The organism is Neisseria sp. P0021.S005, assembly GCF_051956955.1.
Genome location: NZ_JBQCWY010000453.1, coordinates 1 through 2,445 on the forward strand (window position 1 = coordinate 1; position 2,445 = coordinate 2,445).

2 protein-coding genes are annotated in these 2,445 nt (G+C 46.1%); one reads left to right on the forward strand and one right to left on the reverse strand.

Annotated features, from left to right (window positions below):
• The first annotated feature begins 140 nt into the window (after positions 1-140).
• A complete protein-coding gene (locus ACTHUE_RS15480; RefSeq protein ID WP_107810843.1) occupies positions 141-935 on the forward strand; it encodes a thymidylate synthase in 795 nt (264 codons plus the stop codon).
• A 59-nt stretch (positions 936-994) separates the two neighbouring features.
• On the opposite strand, the gene ACTHUE_RS15485 is transcribed toward ACTHUE_RS15480, so the two are convergent.
• A partial coding sequence (locus ACTHUE_RS15485) for a transferrin-binding protein-like solute binding protein (protein ID WP_440423929.1) occupies positions 995-2,445 on the reverse strand: 1,451 nt, incomplete at its 5' end.

Genomic DNA, 2,445 nt, shown 5'->3' on the forward strand with positions numbered 1-2,445 from the left:
AGATGTGTATAAGATGCAGGTTAATGAGTGTATTACGCGAATATGGGGAAGGTCGCCCCATTGAAGACAGAGAGGCAGGCCGTCTGAAAATTCGGTACAATACACACGAAATTCCCACAACACATACACTAAGGAAACACATGAAAGCCTATCACGACCTTATGCGCCATGTTCTCGACAATGGCATCGACAAATCCGACCGTACCGGCACCGGCACGCGTTCCGTGTTCGGTTACCAAATGCGTTTTGATTTGAGTGAAGGCTTTCCGCTGTTAACCACCAAAAAACTGCATCTGCGCTCGATTATTCATGAGCTACTTTGGTTTCTCAAAGGCGATACCAACATCAAATACCTGAAAGAGAACAACGTTTCCATTTGGGACGAATGGGCGGACGAAAACGGCGATTTAGGCCCGGTTTACGGCTACCAATGGCGCAGTTGGCCTGCACCCGACGGCCGCCATATCGACCAAATTGCCAACGTGGTGGAACAAATCAAGAAAAATCCCGACTCGCGCCGCCTGATTGTGTCCGCATGGAATCCGGCTTTGGTCGATGAAATGGCCTTGCCGCCTTGCCACGCGCTGTTTCAGTTTTACGTTGCCAACGGCAAACTGTCTTGCCAGCTTTACCAACGCAGCGCCGATATTTTCCTTGGCGTACCGTTCAACATCGCCAGCTACGCATTGTTGACCATGATGATGGCCCAAGTATGCGGACTGGAAGCAGGTGAGTTTATCCATACGTTTGGCGATGCGCATTTGTACAGTAACCATATCGAGCAGGCCCAGCTACAATTAAGCCGCGATTTCCGAAACCTGCCGACCATGAAAATCAACCCTGAAGTCAAAGACTTGTTTGAATTTAAATTTGAAGACTTTGAATTGGAAGGCTACGATCCGCATCCGCATATCAAAGCAGCCGTATCGGTGTAATCTAAGTTGAAAATAAAAAGGCCGTCTGAAACTTCAGACGGCCTTTTGTTTAGGCAGGGTTATTGACGTTTCGCGCCATAGCCACCGATTAAGTGTTCGGTTGCATCTTTGTTTTTCAAGCCGTAAGTGCCGCCAATTTCTGCAGCATTGGGGCCGTAGAATTTGCCGTTCAGGTTGCCGCTTAACTTGTCATCGGCCGTGCTGACTTTACCGGAGAAGAGGTTGCCGTCTTTCCAGCTTGCCGTACCTTTGAAATCATAGTTGTTATCTGCTTTGGATACGCGCTTACCATTTTCTAAAGTATGGAAGTGTGAGTTTGACGTTTCAAAACGGACGCCTTTGAGGCCGAAATCAACGATAGCCATGACATTGGAAGTCAACTGACGATTGTTCTTGTCGGTAACCACATAGGCAGTGGAAATACCTTTGTAGGTGGCTGTTCCTTTAGCAGGCAGGGTTGTGAAGACAGTTTCATCGCCCAGGCTTTGGTAGCCTTGGTATACATGTCCTTTAGGGTCGGTGTAATACGCGAAGGTTTGATATGTCCAGCCGGCCGCAGAAGGATCATGCAACACAATTTTGGTGCCGTCATCAAAGTTGATAACATAAACGCCATCGAATTGTTTATCGAAGACTAAGCCATTTTTATCAGTGCGGAAGTAGGCTAACTTATCGCTGTCAATTTTATTAAAGGTTGCCAGACCAGTACGATGTTGCAGATTTTTTTGGTATAAAGCGTCTAAGTCTCTAATTTTAGCTTTAATTTCCTTTATTTTGTCATGATCAACTTGGCCAGACTCTGAGTTTTGTTCTTTTTTTAGATTTTCTTTTTCAGCTTCTAACTTCTTATAAAGTTCAACAATACGTTCATCCAAAGTTGATTTGCCGTATGCGAATTCGGTATTTTTCTCTTTGCCCGTTTGTTCGCTGACATCAGTTTGAGTATTGCCTTTTGAATATACTTTGGCAATAACAGAAGCGTAGCTTGTCCATGTAGTTTGGGTTGCGTTGCCATCAGTGGTCTTGTTAAATAACACAACGCCGTCCATTTTGACTTCATCATTGCTGTTAAAGTCAATAGAACTGATCAGGCCATTTTGGTTACGGTCTTGATTGTCTGTTTGGAACATTTTGCCTGCGGCATCTTTGCGGATTTGTACGTTAGGGTTGGATTGCTGTGCACCTTTGGAGGAGATGAAATGTGTGTGCAAAGGCTGGGTAACGTTGGCCGGATCGATTGGATCTTCATCGGTCAGTTTGGCGAGGTTGTCGGCACTGTTGGTAAGCGTAGTAGACGGCGCTTTCGGAGTGTTGACATTGCTGTTATTGTTGGCAGGATTGCCATTATTGCCAGTAGAGTTGCCGGTATTATTGGTAGGAGTCGCGCCGGTGCTTAAAGCAGATGAACCGCCGCCTCCGCCACCACCGCATGCGGACAAGATGGCTGCGCTGATGGCTGTAAAAACGATGGTTTTAAGTTTGGTTTGGATGTTTGACATGAGATTCCCTG

What these genes read in the sequence shown, in the direction of transcription:
- ACTHUE_RS15480 (WP_107810843.1), top strand. Translation starts at nt 141, where the DNA reads ATGAAAGCCTATCACGACCTTATGCGCCATGTTCTCGACAATGGCATC.